The 18,149-nt window shown below is 65.1% G+C and carries 11 protein-coding genes; 8 read left to right on the top strand and 3 right to left on the bottom strand.

Features of this window, described 5'->3' with window-relative positions:
- Nucleotides 1-4 precede the first annotated feature (4 nt).
- From QZ814_RS13280 to QZ814_RS13260, 5 genes are read left to right on the top strand one after another with little or no spacing between them, the layout of a single operon-like run.
- Nucleotides 5-9,637 carry a condensation domain-containing protein gene (locus QZ814_RS13280; RefSeq protein ID WP_294332954.1) on the top strand — a complete coding sequence of 3,211 codons (9,633 nt, stop codon included), beginning with the start codon at nt 5-7 and terminating at the stop codon, nt 9,635-9,637.
- A complete protein-coding gene (locus QZ814_RS13275) occupies nt 9,630-10,547 on the top strand; it encodes a TauD/TfdA family dioxygenase (RefSeq protein WP_294332951.1) in 918 nt (305 codons plus the stop codon). The genes QZ814_RS13280 and QZ814_RS13275 overlap by 8 nt, the downstream gene beginning before the upstream one ends.
- 2 nt (nt 10,548-10,549) lie before the next feature.
- Entirely contained in the window at nt 10,550-11,620 is a 1,071-nt protein-coding gene (locus QZ814_RS13270) for a phytanoyl-CoA dioxygenase family protein (protein ID WP_294332949.1), read from the top strand.
- Nucleotide 11,621: 1 nt separating this feature from the next.
- Nucleotides 11,622-13,106 (top strand): TolC family protein, encoded by a 1,485-nt coding sequence (locus QZ814_RS13265; protein WP_294332947.1) that lies wholly within the window; start codon nt 11,622-11,624, stop codon nt 13,104-13,106.
- Entirely contained in the window at nt 13,097-13,771 is a 675-nt protein-coding gene (locus QZ814_RS13260) for a 4'-phosphopantetheinyl transferase superfamily protein (RefSeq protein ID WP_294332945.1), read from the top strand. Before QZ814_RS13265 ends, QZ814_RS13260 begins: the two co-directional genes overlap by 10 nt.
- A gap of 657 nt (nt 13,772-14,428) precedes the next feature.
- On the opposite strand, the gene QZ814_RS13255 is transcribed toward QZ814_RS13260, so the two are convergent.
- Nucleotides 14,429-14,956: a hypothetical protein gene (locus QZ814_RS13255; protein WP_294332943.1), complete on the bottom strand. Its 528-nt coding sequence runs from the start codon at nt 14,954-14,956 to the stop codon at nt 14,429-14,431.
- A gap of 317 nt (nt 14,957-15,273) precedes the next feature.
- Nucleotides 15,274-15,480, bottom strand: coding sequence for a hypothetical protein (locus QZ814_RS13250; RefSeq protein WP_294332942.1), 207 nt, complete (start codon nt 15,478-15,480; stop codon nt 15,274-15,276).
- A gap of 327 nt (nt 15,481-15,807) precedes the next feature.
- On the opposite strand from QZ814_RS13250, the gene QZ814_RS13245 reads away from it, so the two are divergent.
- The 3 genes from QZ814_RS13245 to QZ814_RS13235 all read left to right on the top strand — a co-directional run bounded on the left by QZ814_RS13245 (nt 15,808) and on the right by QZ814_RS13235 (nt 17,524).
- Nucleotides 15,808-16,062, top strand: coding sequence for a hypothetical protein (locus tag QZ814_RS13245; RefSeq protein WP_294332940.1), 255 nt, complete (start codon nt 15,808-15,810; stop codon nt 16,060-16,062).
- Nucleotides 16,059-16,241 carry a hypothetical protein gene (locus QZ814_RS13240; RefSeq protein ID WP_294332937.1) on the top strand — a complete coding sequence of 61 codons (183 nt, stop codon included), beginning with the start codon at nt 16,059-16,061 and terminating at the stop codon, nt 16,239-16,241. The genes QZ814_RS13245 and QZ814_RS13240 overlap by 4 nt, the downstream gene beginning before the upstream one ends.
- A 140-nt stretch (nt 16,242-16,381) precedes the next feature.
- Nucleotides 16,382-17,524, top strand: coding sequence for a PHB depolymerase family esterase (locus QZ814_RS13235; RefSeq protein WP_294332934.1), 1,143 nt, complete (start codon nt 16,382-16,384; stop codon nt 17,522-17,524).
- Between the two features lie 62 nt (nt 17,525-17,586).
- On the opposite strand, the gene QZ814_RS13230 is transcribed toward QZ814_RS13235, so the two are convergent.
- A partial coding sequence (locus QZ814_RS13230) for a hypothetical protein (RefSeq protein WP_294332932.1) occupies nt 17,587-18,149 on the bottom strand: 563 nt, incomplete at its 5' end.

The following is an 18,149-nucleotide window of genomic DNA, read 5'->3' as shown; positions in this document are numbered from 1 at the left end:
ACGCATGGCGCAAGTTTTCAGCGATCTTTCCGATTCCCGCCTGCTCGATGCCGGTGACGGCACCGTTCGGGCCCGAGCATCCCGGGAACAACGGCGTCTATGGTTTCTCGCCGCCAAGCACCCGGGCGAGACGACCTACCACATGGCGTATCGGCTCGACCTATGCGGAGCGATTGACGCCGAGCGGCTCCGCAGGGCGATCGCAATGCTCCAGGACCGGCATGAGACACTTCGCACACGCTTCGAGTTCGATGGCGAAACGCTGTTCCAGCGCGTCGAAACAATCGCCGTTGCACGCTTCGAAGTGATCGACGCGCCGGGCGAGACGCCGGTGCAGCGCGAGGCGGCGATGACCGAGCTCGCCGAGGAATTTGCCGCCGAACCCATCCCGCTCGACCGCGCACCGTTGTTTCGCTGCCGGCTGATTCAGTGGGACGATGACCGCGCGGCGCTGATCTTCGTGATGCACCATGTCATCGGGGACGGATGGTCGCACTCGGTTCTGACCCGGGACTTCTGCCAAGCCTATCTTTTCGCCGGCAAACCGGGCGGCGGCAGCCTGCCGCCACTCGATCTGCAGTTCGCCGATTTCGCAGAGCATCAACACCAGGCTGAGCGCGTCGAGGTCGTAGCCCGCCAGGTGCGGCACTGGGCCAATCGGCTTGCCGGTTATGCGCCGCTCCACTTGCCCATCCGTCCCCCCCAGCCGCATCGGATGCGGGCACGGCATCGACGGTGGCGACTTGACCCCGTCGATGCAGCGCGCCTCGACGGGTACCTTCGATCCCGACAGGCGCTGCTTTCGAGCGCGCTGTTGACCGCCTATCAGCGGGCGCTCGCGCTGATGAGCGGTCAGAACGACTTCTTCCTCGCCACGGTGGTGGCGAACCGGCGCGATGCCGACGTGGCGGAGATGATCGGTTTCTTCGCCAATACACTGCTCCTCCCCTCCAGCGACGTCCTGACGGAGGATCATGAAGCGCTCCTGCTCCGCAACCAGGCGTTGATGATAGAGCTGCAGGAGCACCAGGAAGCACCGCTCGACGACGTGATCAACGCGCTGAACCTCGCGCGGGAAGTGCGCGAGGATGCGCCAATTGAAGCATTGTTCGTCGTGCAGAACGCGCCTTTTGAAGAGGTGCGGATTGCCGATGTACAGATCGAGGTCGACCGGCTCCGCGTCGGAGAGGCCAAGGTCCCCGTGACGCTGTTCGCCACCCAGACGGGCGGCACGCTGGATATCGAAGTTGAATATGATCCCGTTCGCGTATCGGATCAGTTTGCGACCGATCTGCTGCAGCTGTTCCGCGAGGAACTGGCGGCGCTTGCCGGAACATCGCCGGGTCCGCGCGACATCCAATCCGCAATACTCGCCGGACCGGCGGCACCCGAACGCCTGGATGCGACCGTCGTCGACCTGATCTGGCGCCGCGGCGAGAGCCAGCCCGATGCGATCGCGCTCGTCACCGCGTCCGGGACGCTTCGGTATTCCGAACTGCTGAAACGCGCCGACCAGGTCGCCTGCGGCCTTGTCAGCGCAGGCGCCCGCGCAGGCGAGCGCATCGCGACCCTTCTCCCGCGGGACGCCGACCTGTACATCTGCCTCCTGGGGATCCTGCGCGCGGCGATGATCTGGGCACCGCTGGATCCGGAAGCGCCGCAGGCCTATGTCGAGGCGCAACTTGCATCGCTTGCCCCCAGCCTGGTGATCGTTCCGCGAGATACGACGCTTCGCCCCGGGGGGATTAGCCTGCCGGCACTTATCGCGCGGGGAGCCGCGGAGGCAGCTCCGGCACCTCCCCGTCCGACGGACATCGCCTATGCGATTACCACCTCGGGCTCCAGCGGCGACCCGAAGATCGTTCTCGTCGGTCACGCCGGCCTGGCGAATGTCTGCGGTTGGATCGCGGATACGCTATCCCTACAGCGCGAGGACGCCGGCATCTGGAAGACCACCATGGTCTTCGACGCGGTGTTCCGGGAGCTGTTTCCGCCACTGATCGCAGGCGGGAGATTGGTGATTGCGCCTCCCGATGCGCAACGCGACATGCAACTGCTCCGCGAACAGATCGTCGTGCATGGCGTCTCCACGCTCCACTGCGTCCCGTCACAATTGCGCGCGTTTCTTCGCGAGGGGGAACTTCCAGTGGCCCTGCGGGCGATCGTGTCGGGGGGCGAGCCGCTTCCTGTCGACCTCGCCCACCGCGTGTTGGAGCAACGCAGCATCGATCTCTACAACGTCTACGGCCCTACAGAGGCGACCGTCGACGTCACCTTCCATCGCGTGACGGGCCGCGAGACCGGCACTACCATCCCCATCGGCCTGCCGATTCCGAACGTTCAGATCGCGCTTACCTGCGGTACCAGGCTACTCCCTGCCAGTGCACGGGGCGAGATCAGCATCGGCGGCTGCGCCGTCGCGCATGGCTATCTGCTCGGCGACCCCGCCCAGCGCTTTTGCACGATCGAACCGCTTGGCAGTGCATATCGCACTGGGGACCTCGGCAGCCTGAACGCACAGGGTGCCCTGCTCTGCGAGGGCAGGATCGACCGCCAGATCAAGGTGAATGGAGTTCGGATCGAGCCCGGGCTGGTGGAAGCGGCACTGCGCGCGCAGCCCGGCGTTGCCGATGCCGAAGTAGTCGTCTTGAACGGCGAGCGAAGCGAGTTCGTGGGATTCCTGTTTCCCGACGCATCCATGACCCAGCCCGACGGAGCGAAAAAGCCGCCGGCAGCGCAGCCCGCTTGGCGGGCGGTGTTCGACGACAGCTATGACACGCTCGATGAGTCCATCGATCCCCGTGATAATACCGCCGGCTGGATGGACAGCGCGACCCGCACGCCCATCCCCCCCGCCGAAGTTCTGGCGATGATGGACGACGCCGCAGCAAAAATATGCCGCTGGCAGCCGAAACATGTGCTCGAGCTCGGCTGCGGAATCGGCACGCTGGCCTTTCGTCTGATCGACTCATGTGAATCCTTCCTCGGCGTCGATTTCGCCGCGTCCGCAATCCAATATTGCCAGCATCATGCCGCCGCGCTGCGGAACCCGCTCGTCCGCTTCGAGATCGGCAGCTTGGAGAATTTCGAGCTGCCGCCAGGGCGTTGCTTCGACGCGATCGTCCTGAACTCCGTACTTCAGTATCTTCCCGATCGTGCCGCGCTGGACCGGTTGCTTGACCGCCTGGCGCCGGCGCTCGCCGATGACGGCTTTCTGTTTTTGGGCGACATACGCGATGCACGGCTCCAGGACTTGCACGCCTTCTGGAAGCTCCGCGAGCGACGTGGCGGCGGCGCCCAGTGCCAGGAATTGCTGCTGGCCGCGCTGTCGGAACGGTTCTCCGACGAAGAATTGCTGCTGCACCCGGATGATTTCTGCGATTGGGCGTTCCGCAACGGCTTCGCTGCGCCGCTGATCGAGCACAAGATGGCGGGGGGCGACAACGAGCTCGTCAATTTTCGGTTCGACGTGACGCTCTGCCGTGCGAGACCACCGGTCAGAGCCGTCCCGAGCAAGATCGAACTGCGCCCCAACGTGCCGGTGCTCCGCGAAGCGAATCTGCTTCGGTGCGCGACATCGGCCCCCGGCGGCCAAAGCTTCGCGCGCTGCCTCGCCGAGGACGGGGAAGCGAAGCGGATGTGGCGCCTGCCCGAGCCTGAGCCCGACGCCGGGGAGCGCTTGTGCGTGATTGTCCAATCCGATCCCAGGCGAATTGCCGTGCACCGGCTTCCCGCCTCGGCATCGCTCGCCGAGTGCGCCGCGACGTTTGGCTATCGCTCCGATACAGGCGGCCCGCCTTTGCCCACACTGCCCAATCCGAACCGTATCAATGCGGCGACCTGGCGGCGCTTCCTCGTCCAGGCTGGGGACGCCCCGCGACAGCTTCGCACCCGCTTGCCCCAAGCGATGCTGCCACACCGGCTCATTCCGCTGCCTTATTGCCCGCGCCTGGCAAACGGTAAAAAGAACCTGGGCTCACTTGTACGCATTGCGCGCGCCGACGGTCGTTCAGCGCGCGTGGAGTATCCGGCGCCAGGGTCCGCCGAGGAAAAGATCTCCCGGATATTCCAGCAGCTTCTAGGCACACGCTTCGCCCTCGACGACGACTTCTTCGCGCTGGGCGGCAGTTCCCTGCTGGCGACGCAGGCGCGGAACCGCGTCGAACAGACGTTCGGCATCAGCATTCCGCTGCGCGCGCTTTTCGAAAACACGACGCCCCGCCTGCTCGCGCGGGAGGTCGCGAGGGGGCGAAAAACGGCTACGGCCGGTGCCCTCGCCCGCATCGAGGGCACGCCGCCGGTGTTGAGCTATGCGCAGCGGCGGCTTTGGTTCATCGAACGAATGGGCATTTCCGGCCCGGTCTACAACATCGCGCATGCCGTCCGCCTGTCCGGTCTGCCGGACCTGGATGCACTGGACCGCGCAGTCGGAAAGCTATGCCGCCGCCATGTTCCGCTGCGTTCGACGTTCTTCGAACAGGATGGCGAGCCGCAGCTGCGCATCGCGCCGCCCCGGGCGGTAGGCAACATCGAGCTGCTCCCAGACACTCCGTCGATCGAGACAGCCATAGCGCTCCTCGATCAAGAACAGCGCAAGCCCTTCGATCTCGAGCAGGGGCCGTTACTTCGCACCCTGGTGCTGCCGATCCACGGCGGAGAGACCATTCTCTGCCTGATCTGCCATCACATCATCTCCGATGGCTGGTCTATGGGAATCGCCCTTGCGGAACTGAGCGCCCTCTATGCAGCGGCGCGTAGGGGCGAAGAGGCGGACCTCCCGGCGCACGACATCGACTACATCGATCTCGCGATCCACGACCGGCAAAGCGCGCGCCAGGAGACCTTCGCGCAACAGATCGCGTATTGGCAGCGCGAGCTTGCGGATGCGCCCCCCCGCATTCCCCTTCCCTTCGATCATCTGCCGCACGGGCGGCGATCGTGGTCGGGTGGCAAAATCGTGTTCACGATCGCTTCCGAGATCGCCGGCCAGCTCGAAAGGTTCGCGCAGGAGACGCGGGCAACCCCCTTCATGGTTTTGCTGGCCGCGTTCCATCTGGTGTTGCGGACGCGGGCTGACACCGACGACACGGTCATCGGCACCGTTCTGGCAAATCGCAATCGGATGGAAGCCGAACATCTCGTCGGGTTTCTCGTGAATCCGTTGGCGCTGCGGATCGTCAGTCGAGAGACCGACAGCTTCCGTGCACTGGTGGAGCATACGCGGGACGTCGCCCTGCGCGGTTTCGAGCATCAGGATGTGCCGTTCGACATGCTGCTGGAGCATCTGCCCGTCGAGCGAAGCGCCGACTACCAGGCAGTGTTCCAGGTTCTCTTCGCGCTGCAGAACAACGCAGAGGCAAAGATCGTCCTGGGCGACCTGGAAGCGACAAGGCTGCGGTTGCCGCCGATCGGCGCGATGTTCGATCTCAGCCTGGAAGTCCGGCCTACTGCCAACGGCTTTCGCGCGGAGCTGGAATACGCGTCGGAACTGTTCGAACGCCGCACGGCGGAGCATATCGCCCAACAGTTCGAGCATGCACTGCGCACCTGTCTCGCCAGGCCGGAAGACCGGATCGCCGACCTCGATTTGCTTCCCGACCGGGAACGGGAACAGCTTCTCGCATTCGGCCGGGGAGACACAGTTCTCACAGGTGCCGACGATACGATTTGTTCGTTGTTCGAGCAGTGGGCGCGCCGCGAACCGGATCGGCATTGCATGCGCGACGGGGATCAACTCCTGTCCTATGGCGCCGTGTTGGGCCAGGCAACCGCGCTGGCCGATCAGCTGTTGGCAAGCGGATGCTCGCGACAAGCGGCAGTCGCGATCGCGTTGCCGCGGGGGCCGCAGGTGGTGATCGCGATGCTGGCGATCCAATGGGCCGGCGCGGTACCCTGCTACGTCGACCCCGCCTATCCGGCGGGAAGACGTCGGCAATTGCTCGCGCTCGCCCGTTGCCACTACTGCATCACCGCCACCAACGACGCATGGCGGATCGAGCGGCTGGAAACGGCGCCGGTAGCCGGGTCTGCCGCACTGGGCGATACCGCGCCGCATCCGCGCTGCGCGCCAGAGGATCCCGCCTTCCTCGCCTTCACCTCGGGCACCACGGGCGTACCGAAGGTGGTGAAGGTATCGCACCGCGCCGTCTGCGCCCGGCTCGTCGCCAACGATCGCGTCCTCGGAGCGATAAGCGGCGAAGACTGTTTCGCGCATTGCTACTCGTTCAATTACGATGGCGGCCTGGTCTGCGCCTTCTGGCCATTGACCAGAGGCACCCCGATCCGCTTCGTGCCGCTCGCGTTGCTGAGCGACGCCGCGGCGCTGGGCCGGTTCTGCCACGACGAGGCGATCAGTATCTTCGACGCGATCCCGCTCGTCGTCGCGACCCTGATCCAATCGCCCGTGCCGCTGCCCGCCCTGCGCCTGGTGGTGACCGGCGGCGACACTTGTCCACCGGACCTGCTCGCGCGGCAGCGCGCCGCCGGCATCGACGCTGACTTCGCCAATCAATACGGACCGTGCGAAGCGGTCTTCAACGCCACTACTTCGCTCTATGAGGCGGGGTCCGCGGCGGCGGACACCGTGACTATCGGGCACCCGATCCCTGGTTGCGACATCGTCGTCGTCGATGCGCAGGGCGCGTTGGCGCCCATCGGCGTCTTTGGAGAAATCTGGATCGGCGGCCCATATCTTTCGGACGGGTATTTGGACGCTCCGCCCCTCCAGGCGGAAAAGTTCGCCGACGCCGACTTCTTCGGCGAACGGCAACGCTTCTTCTGCAGCGGGGATCGCGGCCGATGGCTGGTGTCGGGCGAGTTGGAATTCGGTGGGCGGATTGATCGCCAGGTCCAGATCAACGGCATGCGGGTCGAACCCGCCGAGGTGGAAGCCGCATTGATGGGCCTGCCGGAGGTTACTCAGGCCGTTGTCGCCGTACTGACGCACGAGGGAACGCCTACGCTCAGCGCCTTCATCGTGCCACGGCGCAGCAGCGACGACTTCGCGCCGATGACCGGCGAATGGCAGACCGCCTTCGACGATCTCTATGCCCCCTCGATCGATCCCGATGGCCCCGTTCTCGATTTCAGCGGCTGGACCGAAACGGCGACCGGAGATCCCATTCCCGTCGACGAAATGCGTGCATGGCTCGAAGACACGCTCGCCGTCCTCAAGGGGGTGCGCCACGACCGCGTGCTGGAAATCGGCTGCGGCCTGGGGCTGATCGCCCTGTCGCTCGCCGACCAGACCGAAACCTACGTCGCCACCGACATTTCCTCCAACGCGATCGCCGCGCTCGACACGAAGGCTGCTGCGAAGGGGATAACGCTGCGCACGTTGTGCGTGCCGGCACATGCGGTCCCGGCAGCGCTGCCGGGTGAGACGTTCGATCTCATCATCCTCAACTCGGTGGTTCAGTATCTATCGGGGCATGCCGAACTCTCGGCGCTGATCGCGTCGCTGACGCCGCGGCTTTCCGCCAATGGGGCCATTTTCGTGGGAGACGTTCGGGATCTCCGCAGGCGGGACCTCTTCTACACGCTGGTGGAGCGCGCGCGGACACCGGGTGCGGAAACCGCCGCGATCCATCGCCGCGCGTTGCAGGCGCGATTGCAGGACGAGGAGGCGCATTTCCATCCCCTCGCCTTCACCGCCATCGCAAGCCGATGTGGGCTGGCGGAGCCGACGATTCGGTACAAGCCGCTCGACATCGACAATGAGATGATCAACTTCCGCTTCGACGCGCTATTGCACCGTACCGCATCGCCAAACGTGCAGATGGACGCGCTGGCATGGCAGGCTTCGCGCGCAGCGGCGCTGATCGAGCGCGTCACTGCCGCGGTCTCGCCGCTTGCGCTGGAAGGCGTTCCCTTCGCGTCATCCGCTGGCGAGGGCCGGAAATCCACTGCCTTGCGCAACATCCTTTCAGCAATTCGCGCGCGCGGCTGGCATGCGGCGATTTTTCCCGACCTCGACGACCCAGCGCTTTGCACCGTCACCGCCTCGCCGGATCCGGCGACCGCATCTGTGGGCCGGCGGGTGCCGATAATTGGCGACGAGGCGCTGCCGCAGCTCTCGAACCAACCCGACTTCATTCGCCGGGCAAGCGCCATGCGGACCGACATACAGGCCGCACTGGAAGACCTGCTTCCCGCCCATATGGTGCCGCCGATGCTCGTCTTCCTTGATACGCTGCCCATCAAACCGGGCGGGAAGGTCGATGAATCCGCCCTGCGACACCTGCTGTTCGTCGATCAAGAGGACGCCAACCCCAGCGTGGACGACGACCTGGTCACGGCCGCGATGACCGACCTGTGGCGGCGATTGCTCAAGGTGGACGCGCTGCCAATCGATGCCGATTTCTTCGCCTTTGGCGGGCATTCGCTGCTCGCGACCCGGCTGGTCGCGGAGATCGCCCGGGAGTTCGGCGTCCGCTTGCCGGTGGTGAAGGTATTCGAACTGCGCACCTTGCGCCGTATCACGGCCGCCTTGCGCGGGGCCGGCCCGGCAGACCCATCCCCAGACGCACCTACGGAAGCCGATGCGCTCGACATAGTGACTGCGAACCATCATCGAATCGCCGCCTGGAACCGCCGGATCGGATCGGACGCTTCTCATTTCGGCGTCGTCGTCAAGCCGCCCCGCCCGGTGGCGGCGGCAACGCTGGCGCGTGCAGCAGATCTGGTTGCGGCCCGCCACCCGATCTTGCGCTGGCGCTTCGGTCCCAGGAGCGAACTGCTCGATCTCGCCCCGTCCCGCGCGCTGCTGCGCCGCCATTCGGCACAGGACGGAGCCGCCGCCTTGGACCTGCTCGAGCAACCCCTGCGCGGCGAAGACGGGGCTTTTGCCGTCGACGCGATCGCCGACGGCGACCTGGTGCGCGAACTGGTGTTTCGTGCGCGCTCGGATTTCTTCGACGGCACCTCACTGCAGCGAATCTTTGCGGAGTTGCTGCAGCACCTGTCCCCGCGCGGCGCGCCCGGCGGCACTCCGCCGCGCTACCCCTCGCCCGAGGCCTGGCGGGCGAGCGCGTCGCGAACGGCGCCCACAGCTTCTGACATCACGCCGGGGGCACCGGTCCGATCGTGGAACGTCACGGAGCAGGTGCTGGACGCCGAGCGGGTCGCACTGCTCGAGCGTCTGGCCGGAGCCTGGCGCGTGACCACGCCCGCCCTGCTGCTCGGTGCGTTCGGCGCCATGTTCAAGGACGAGGGCGCGGTGGCTTCGGTGGATTGCGCGATCGATGGCAGGGTACGGCAGCAGGACCCGGCATTCTTTCCGTTGGGTCCCCATAGCGAGGATCGGCTGTTCCTGTTCGAGCATGCCCGCCTGGAAGATCTGCGCGCCTATGCGGAGTCTGCAGCAGACCAGCTGATCGCGACGTTACGAAATACGTCACGCGGGCCGACCCTTGCGCCTGCGCTCGCGGCTTTTTCCTATCGCTTCCTGCTGGATACGCCGACATCCGCGCAGACCAGCGCTGTCGCGTCCGCGCCGCGCTGGCACCGCGTCAAACTCTCCTGCGTGCGCAGCCGGACCGGCCTTCGTGTGCAGCTCGGCTATGATCCCGATGCGATGACCCCGCTGGATTTTCTGCCATGGCTGAACGCGCTGATCGACGGAGGCGGGGATGCATGAGCGTCCCAGCCTCGCGGACATCGTCCCCCTGGACGACGCCCAGCTCGGCGGGATCGTCGCCGAGAACGTGTCAGTTGCCCGTCAGATGCTGGCAGAGCAGGGTGTATGTCTGTTGCGCAATGCGGCAACCTCCATCGGAGGGTTCCACGACGCGATCCTCGGTTTCGGCTTGCCGCTGGCGGAGCGCTATGGCGATCTGCCGCGCTTCGGGGAGCGTGGCATTTTTCGCGTGACGCCGTATCCGGCGAAAGAAGACCTGCTCTTTCACAACGAAGCCTCGCATACGCCGACAGCGCCCCGCTTCATCTTTTTTTACTGCCACCAGCCAGCACCGGAAGGCGGCAACACCCCCTTCAGCGACGGTGCGCGCGCGCTCGCCGAACTCGACGATGGGATTGTCGACGCGCTGCACCGCCGCGGACTGCTGTACCGACGGCGATTCATCCCCGGACTCGACGTGGCCTGGCAGGATTTTTTCGGCACGCATTCTCCCGAGGAGGTCGAGCGGCAGTGCCTGGAGCATGGGCTTGCCGCCGAATGGGACCAGGACGTGCTGCAAACCGACTTTCGAACGACGGCGATCTCGCGATCGTGCGACGGTGCATACGCGATGTTTCATCAGATCGCCCTGCACCACCCCGCCTTTCTGCCGGAAGAGGTTCGAGAATATTTCGAGACCTGTGACGCGCAGGGCCGAACGCCGCGCGACGTGTTGTTCGGCGATGGCACCCCGATACCCGATGCATGGGCGCGTGCCATCGTCACCGCCCAGCTTCGCGCGGCGCGGTCCTTCATCTGGCGCTCGGGCGACATTCTGGCGCTGAACAACCGCATTTTCGCCCACGCCCGAGCTCGTCACCGGGGACCACGCGAAAATTATGTGATCTTGGGCGAATTGGAGGCAGTTTGAGCATGTCTGAGCAAAATTTGGTTGAGCCCGCCGCAATTCGCGAGCGCATGGCGGCAGACGGCTTCTGTGGCCCCCTCGATGCCGGCGTGTCGCAGGCGCAATGCGCGATGGTAGCCCGCGCAATCGAAGCGATGATCGATGGCCGCGAAGCACATCCGCTCTATCGCCGCTTCTCCGTACGCGACTGGCATTTGCTGAACCGCGATTTTCTCGACCTGCTCACCGCGCCGAAGGTGTTGCGCGCGGTTTCGACCGTCTTGGGCGACAGCTTCAAGCTGTGGCGATCCAAGATCTTCCTGAAAGCGCCGGGCGAAGCCCCGCTCGGCTGGCATCAGGAATGGGGCGCGTTCAATGGCGAGGAGATTGGGAACGACGTGCCTGCGCTCGTTCCCGCTGCGGGACGCGAGAATAGCGCCTGGAACCTAACCGTCTGGATGCCGCTTTCCGATGTGGATCCCACCATGGGGCCGATTCGATTTGCGCGAGGTTCCCATCGGCGCCGCTTCCCGATCGAGATGCGCCCGCTCACCGAAGCCGAATTTTATGTCGACCCGTTTCGCGAGATCCACGACTTCGACGAGCTCGTCGCCCGGATCCGCGATGATAGCCTCTGCCTCGACATACCGACGGCATCCTATCTCGACGATGTCGATCCCCGTGGCTTCACGTTCGATCAACTTTGCGCGTTCACGCGAAAGAAGCTCGAGCATGCGCGCGGAGCGGTAACGCTCGATTTCCACGAAGAGGAGCAGGACATCGTCTCGCTGCCGATGCGCGCCGGAGAGTTCGTGATCTTCAGCGAACGGTGCATGCACGGTTCCTCAGCGAACCTGTCCCCCCGAAACCGCATCGGCATCAACGCCCGCTTCACCTTCAGCGACACGACGATTTATCCCGTGCGCAACACCAGCACACCGATTGACGGTTCCAACCTGGACATCTCCGACCATCGTTCCGTTCAGATCGGCGAGGATCGACGCTACCTCGACAGCGCAACTGTTCGCCTATCGGACCTCCAAGCCGAGCTGAGCAGCATTGCCATGCACCGATTCGAACCGGCGCTGGGAGCATAATTTGTCGCGCTATCGAGCTTTGCCATCGGAGCGTCAAAAGTGGTTCGCTGGCGTTCGTCTCGCCGCCCCCTTTCTGTTGCTGCTGAGCGGTTGCACGATAGGGAAGTCCAGCGACAAGCTGCGCGCCGGCGCGCTTCCGCCCAGCTACGACACCGACCTCCAGCCGGAGGGACAAATCCCCCGCAATGCCATATGCTGGCGTCATCTGGTTACCGACGATATCGCCCGCTCCGTAACGCAGGCGCTCGCGCATAGTGACGATGTCGCTGTGGCCAGCGCCCGCCTTGACCAAGCCGAGGGTCTGCTTCGCCAGCGATTGCAGCAAAATCGTCCTGGCCTTGAGACCACGGCCGGCACGAGCATCAATCGCACGACAACCGGAGCGACGGCGGCTGGCGCCCTGCTCGAGCGGCTTTATCCGGAAATCAGCAAGGATATCGGGATCCCCAACACCGCGAGTTATCCGCTATATGAAACGCGGCTGACGATGACGGAATTCGAGGTGGACCTCTGGGGCAAGCTTCGCAATCTCACCGCAGCCGCTCGCAATCGCGTGCTGGCCGAGGCTTGGAACCGCAAGGCCATCGAACTGGCGCTGTTGCGCGAGCTTATCGGCCTCCATGTTCGGTTGGCCGAAATCAGCGCTCAGCGTGAGGCGACGCTTACCCTTCGTTCGCTGACTGCCGAACAATCACGAATTTCGGAACAGCGCGAGCGCATAGGGCTGGAAAACGGTGTCGAGGTCTTCACGCGAGAAGACCGCCTGCATACGCTCGATTCCACGCTTGCCCAATTGTCCCTTGAAGAGGCGACGCTTCGGCACGCCCTTGATGCACTCAGCGGCGGGACGGCCTCCACCGCCATCCAACCGAATTTCGCGCAATTCGCCGGCGCATACCGTCTCGATGCAGGCCTGCCTTCGACGCTCCTGTTGCAACGACCGGACATCCTAAGCGCAGAATATCGCGTACGCGCGGCGCAAGGGGACGTAGGCGCGGCCAGGGCAATGCTTTTCCCGACCATCCGGCTTACCGGGTTGTTCGGGTTTGCCTCCACGGAATTGGACTCGCTTTTCTCCGGCAACGCCATGCTCGCAACTGCAGGGGGCGTGCTGGATCTGCCGATTTTCGACCTGGCAAAGCGGCGGGCGAATGTGCGCCTCAACCAGGCGAAGGCAGCTGAAGCTTTTGCGCTATATCGCAAGGCGGTGCGCGGCGCCTTTCGAGACGTCAGCGACGCGCTGGCTGCACGCCGCTGGTACGACACTCAGCTGCAGGCTGGCGATCGCAGGATCGGCGCGCTTGCGCAGGTGGAACGTCTCTCTCGCACCCGTGAGGCCGCGGGACTGGACGACGGACGGGCGACCATCGCAGCCAAGCAGGACTTGATCGCCGCGCAGGCACAGCAAAGCGCCCTTCGCGCGCGCGAAATCGAGACCAGCCTCCAGGTTTACGTAAGCGTAGGCGGCCCGATTCAATGCTCGTGAACATTGCTGCGGACGCACAATCGGCATTGCGTGCGATGCTTCCTTCCGACGTGCTGGTGGATGGGAGGCTGTTGGATCAGGCGTATGAGGGAAGTCTCCTCCCGGAGGAAGCAGAGGCTAGCGCGCACTTCAGCTCCGCGCGCCGAGCCGAATTCGCAACCGGGCGCATCAGCTTACGAAACCTGTTGCAGCATATCTCTGACAGTCGATCGCCGGTCCTCATCGGTGATCGACGCGAGCCCCTGTTGCCGCCTGGGGTGCGCGGTACCGTCACACACTGCGAATCGTTGGTATTGACCGCAGTCGCTCCGGCGTTCCTTTTCGATGGGATCGGCATCGACGTAGAGTTGATGCAGCGGTTTACGCCAGATCTTCAGTCTTCCCTGATATCACAAGAAGAAGCCGATTTTCGACCGCTCGATCAAACCGAGCAGGAGTGGCTATCTCGCTGCTTCACGGCCAAAGAGGCATCGTTCAAGGCAATTTACTTGCTGATAGGACAATACATAGACTTCACCGATATGGCGCTGTCATTTTCCGGAACCCATTTTTGTGCCAGGATCATCCGGAAAGAGATAGCTGCGTCGCGCGTAGCGATTTCCGGCACCACGATGAAACTCGGAGAGTACATGCTTGCAGCTGCATGGATCCCCGCAAGCGGCTGAAGCGGGTTCACATGCGCAATCGCGGGAGAGGGTCGCGAGGCTGTGCAATTGGCTGGCAGCCGTAGCCAAGTAGGGCTGGTCAGCGTTCGCTCTTCAGTTCCTTCACCGCCACCTCGTCGCTGGGCAGTATGCGATCGGGCTGACCAAAACGCCGATCATGCGGTCGCTCGATCGTCAGCAGGGCAGGATCCGGACGCAGGCCGGGCTCCCACTGCCCAAATCGGCGGGAACGCGGGCGATGCCATCATCGGCTGTCAGCCGGCGCTTTTCCTCGGTCGCTGCGTCGGGAGGCAACGACGACATGGGTGCCGCTCGGCGATGTTGGTTGGATCGCGCGGATCCGCGCCTGCGGCTGTGCGCAGGCTGCGCGTACCCGTTGCACGGTCGCGTCGATGTTGGCGGCGCGCGACCTTCAAACGGTATCTGGAGTGGCCGGCGCTACAGGATCGCGCCGCGGCGGGAAGATCGACAGGACCGGCCGGCGGCGCGCGCTGCCATCGACAAAGGGAACGACGTTAGGCGACCGCGGAACGAGGGAGAAAGATGACACGGCGCTGCTCCTTCGACGAGCGGGAGCAGGATTCTCTCTCAGCCGCGACCTTGCTCATGCAGGGCGAGCCGCGATGTCATGGAGATGGGCATTCCACCGCGTACTTACTAGAGCCGCCGCACGAGATCGTCGGCGAGCTCGTGGTAGAATTGACCGATGCTCTGCAGGTCTTCCCCCACAATGACGAGCATCGTGCCCGATTCGGGCGCCGGCGGCGTGCCAAACCTGCCGAGGCCGTTCCAGCAGGCCGCTGCCATGGCAGGGCTTCGCAAGATGCCGTCACAGTGGAACAGGCAGGCGCGCGTCCCGCCCAGCGCCAACAGCCGGGCGTGATCGTCGTCGCCACGCCCGAGCGTTGCGCGCAGCGCACCCAGCTTTGCCGCGCTGCTGCGCCGGCCGGAAACGATACCGAGCCCATGGGCCTGCGCGACCGCATCGAGCAAGTGGTGGAGGAACCGATCGAGTTCGCGCAGGCCGTTGCCGATCCACTTCGACCGGTGCCGATGACTGATCGGCACGACCATGTCGGGCGGCGCCGCGCCCTGGCCCGGGGGGCTCGCGAAGAAGCGTGCGCCCCGGCACAGCGTTCGATACGCGCTTTCGAGTTCGGCGGTGCGTCCGTTCCGGTCGATCATCTCACAGGGCCGAAGCGTCGGAAATACGGGGAGGCGCGCTGCGCGTCTCGACCGTCACCTCGACCTGCCTGTCGAGGAAGTTCTCGGCCGGGGGCGATGGCACATACCGACCACGTGGTAGAGGAATGATCCGCCACCATCCGACTGTCGATCGTCAGCGTCCGGGTCGCTTCGAGGAACCCGGCGGTCGCGAGCACGCGAAGATCCTGCCGGCCGCGCGGGCGCTACATCCTCCGGTGCGGCTGCAGCCATGCCGGCCGCGCATAGCGGTAGCGCGTGCGGTGATGGATGGTCAGCAACACCCAGGGCTTCAACGACTAACGGCGGACGGTGATCGCCTGCTCCACCGCCGCGCGGCCGATCGGGCTGGCAACCGCAAGGTCGAGCGGCCGGGCGGACAGCGCGTCGTGATGGACGTGAAGGAACTGGATCGCGGCATCGCCATCGAGCAGCTTCCGGGCGAGCAGCGCAACGCGGCTCTGTTGCTCGAGACTGTCGGCCGACGAGCGCTGCGGCATTGGCAAGCGCGGCCCTCTCCCTCGCGGCGGCCTGAGCACGCGCCAGCTTCAACGGCGGTACGGGGCGCAGGTCGAAGATCGCAGCCATGAGAGCGTTCCGCATCAGAGCGGGAGCATCAATCGCTCTCGGTCGCGGCCAAGCTCGGGAAGGACGGCGCGATAAGGCATATATGAGGCCGGCGGGAGGCGTGGGCTACCCCCAAAGGTGCGGAAGCCGAAATAGTTTGCGGCGCGCTTGTGATTCCATCTCCAAGGCACGACATCGTGCGTGCGATCCTGAAGCTGATGCATCGGCCTTTGTACCGCGCATGGGGCGATTAGGATGACACGCTGATGTTCCTCGACGATCGCGACGCACGACCCGGTCAGGAAACGGCCCTGCCGTGGAGCACGCCGCCATCCAATCTCGGTTCGGCCGAATGCCGCTGGTGCTGGCGTTTCATCTACGCGCCTGCGGTCCCGTGTTCGATCATGGTGCTGCCAGGGCTTGCGGAGATTGCGACTTCGTCGGGGCTTGGCGCCAGGTGCAAGTGGGAGCTGGCTACCCGGGTACAAGGGGACGAAGTCTGCTCGAAGGTCGGCCGGTGACGGACACGCACCAGCGCTGGACTCAGACCAACATCAACGATTTACGCAGCGGCATTGCGGCCGGCATCAGCATCGAGGCCATAGCCGACGCCTTGGGCCGGACGGTGGAAGACACGCGGGCGATGGCATTGCGGCTGCGCCTTCGTGCGATTGCGGATCGCCCCCTCTCGAGCATCTAGGTGCCTTGGCAGGCGAGGAAATAGTTCGCGCCCCGCCTTGCATCCACACCGCCGCGCCCGACATTGTGCAGTGCAGCAAACGTCGCAACCCGCAACCGTTCTGCACGTCAGGGCTTCTGCCGTGGCCAGGAGAATGCCGCATGCGTAGCCTGAACGATACTCTACGCCGCCTTTCCCGCTTGCGGAACGGTGCCGCGATCGGCGGAACCGCCGCACCGACAGAAGATCGCCTGTCCGAACTGGTGGCGTTCGGCTCGAACCCCGGCGCGCTACGGGGACGGTTCTACCTGCCTCGATCAGGCCAGGCACCTGCGGCATTGGTCGTCGTGCTGCATGGCTGTACGCAGGATGCCGCCGGCTATGATCACGGGTCGGGCTGGTCCCGTCTCGCCGACGACCAGGGCTTTGCGCTCCTCTATCCAGAACAGCAGCGTGGCAACAACCCCAACCTCTGCTTCAACTGGTTCAACGCGAGTGATACCCGGCGCGACACCGGCGAAGCGCTGTCTATCCGCCAGATGATCGCGACGATGGTGGCAGCGCACGCGATTGATCCGGCCCGCATCTTCGTGACGGGCCTGTCGGCGGGCGGCGCAATGGCGTCGGTGATGCTCGCCACCTATCCCGACGTCTTTGCCGGCGGGGCCATCATCGCCGGCCTCCCGTACGGGACCGCGGCATCGATGCCGGAGGCGTTTGATCGCATGCGGGCGCACGGCGGACCTCCGGCGGCGGGGCTTGGCGCGCTCGTGACTGCGGCATCTCCACATCAGGGCCCATGGCCGACGATCTCGATCTGGCACGGCGATCGTGATGCGACGGTGAGCTATGCCAATTCGGCCCTGATCGTCGAACAATGGCGCGGGCTCCATGATGTTGCGGCCGAGCCTGACCTTGTCGAGCAGATCGACGGCCATCGTCGTCGTGCATGGCAGGATGCGCATGGGCGTGCGGTGATCGAAGAATATCGCATCGGCGGCCTTGGCCACGGCACACCGCTGAGCACCGCGGGCCCCGACGCTTGCGGCGCTGCTGGCGCATACATGCTGGAGGCCGGGATCTCCTCGACACGTCGGATTTCCGATTTCTGGGGTCTGGCCACGACGACGTCTGGCCGTCGGCGCAACCACGACGCTTCACCGTCCTCGGCGCCGCAATCGCTGAGCGAGGCTGTGCCCGTCGAGCATCGCGGAACCCCGACCCGACCCCAGCCCCAGCGCGCATCCGACGGCGTCGGACGTATCATAGAAGATGCGCTGCGCACCGCCGGCTTGATGCGCTGAGTTCGGCACCAGAAGGAAGTTCCCATTTCCCCCCATACTGCTTCTGCTTGCTGCCGCTGGCGCTAGGGCAGAAGTGGTTCGGTTCGTCTGCACAGGCTCGCGGCGCTGATAAGTGGATGGACGCTGGTTGATCCTGCCGCTGCGGGAAACGGCTGGGTCATATAGTAGCCGTAATTTGCAGGCGCGCGGCTCCCTGCGGGCAACAACTTGACCAAGCTCCCCCCCCCGGACAGATGGTCGAGCGCGGCGCTGGCGGCGTCGCCCGAAGTGATCGTGATCGTGCCGTTCGCGATTGCCGACCGGGTCGTGCCCGACTGGCTACCGCTCGCCCCCATCGCCATCGGCGGGGTCGCGGTCACCGTGCCCAGCCCCTGGATCGGCAGCCCCGGCAGCGCCGTGGCGCCCTGCTGCGACACCTGCCCGTCCTTGCCGACCTTGATCCCGCCGCCGATCGAGGTCTGGCTGGCGTTCCAGGTCTCCCGGTTCTCGAGGTCGCTGGCGTGGAGCGTGCCGGTGGTCAGGCTGTTCTTCGATGGGTCCGCCGTGCTGGCGATCACCGCGCCGGTGAGCGCGGTGTCGCCGCCGACATGAATCGTGAAGCCCTGGTCGCCGGCATAGATGCCCG

The organism is uncultured Sphingomonas sp., assembly GCF_913777625.1.
GTDB lineage: Bacteria > Pseudomonadota > Alphaproteobacteria > Sphingomonadales > Sphingomonadaceae > Sphingomonas.
This window is presented reverse-complemented; position numbering and strand designations above follow the sequence as displayed.

What these genes read in the sequence shown, in the direction of transcription:
- QZ814_RS13280 (WP_294332954.1), top strand. Translation starts at nt 5, where the DNA reads ATGGCGCAAGTTTTCAGCGATCTTTCCGATTCCCGCCTGCTCGATGCC.
- QZ814_RS13275 (WP_294332951.1), top strand. Translation starts at nt 9,630, where the DNA reads ATGCATGAGCGTCCCAGCCTCGCGGACATCGTCCCCCTGGACGACGCC.
- QZ814_RS13270 (WP_294332949.1), top strand. Translation starts at nt 10,550, where the DNA reads ATGTCTGAGCAAAATTTGGTTGAGCCCGCCGCAATTCGCGAGCGCATG.
- QZ814_RS13260 (WP_294332945.1), top strand. Translation starts at nt 13,097, where the DNA reads ATGCTCGTGAACATTGCTGCGGACGCACAATCGGCATTGCGTGCGATG.
- QZ814_RS13255 (WP_294332943.1), bottom strand. Translation starts at nt 14,956, where the DNA reads ATGATCGACCGGAACGGACGCACCGCCGAACTCGAAAGCGCGTATCGA.
- QZ814_RS13245 (WP_294332940.1), top strand. Translation starts at nt 15,808, where the DNA reads ATGTTCCTCGACGATCGCGACGCACGACCCGGTCAGGAAACGGCCCTG.
- QZ814_RS13235 (WP_294332934.1), top strand. Translation starts at nt 16,382, where the DNA reads ATGCGTAGCCTGAACGATACTCTACGCCGCCTTTCCCGCTTGCGGAAC.